The organism is Pantoea sp. SIMBA_079, from assembly GCF_046940275.1.
In the GTDB taxonomy this organism is placed as follows: Bacteria; Pseudomonadota; Gammaproteobacteria; order Enterobacterales; family Enterobacteriaceae; genus Pantoea; species Pantoea borealis.
Window position 1 is genome coordinate 1 of record NZ_JAWRYR010000279.1, and the last position, 273, is coordinate 273.

At 58.2% G+C, this 273-nt stretch carries 1 protein-coding gene; it reads right to left on the reverse strand.

What is annotated here, in order from left to right; translation table 11 throughout:
• Positions 1 to 273, reverse strand: a 273-nt coding sequence (locus SB719_RS20015) for an endolytic transglycosylase MltG (protein ID WP_412159719.1), incomplete at both ends; no start/stop codon positions are given.

Sequence of the window (273 nt, forward strand, 5' to 3'; positions counted from 1 at the left end):
GGCCACATGCGGGCGCTCGGACGCGATCCCGGTTTCCTTTTCCACGATGGAAGCCAGCGTCACGAATTCGTTCTTGTCCTTGACCGGCAGGTCGGGATTACGCTTTGCCCAGGCTTCGTCCACGAGCTTCTTCTGGGAAGCGATCATACGGTCGATGATTTCCGAACGCGTGGTGCCGCGGGTGAAATTCAGCGTATCGGTGAAGAGCGAGCCTTCCGGCGGCATGTCCTTCGGCATGTCACCGACAAGAATCGGATCAACCGAAATACGGTC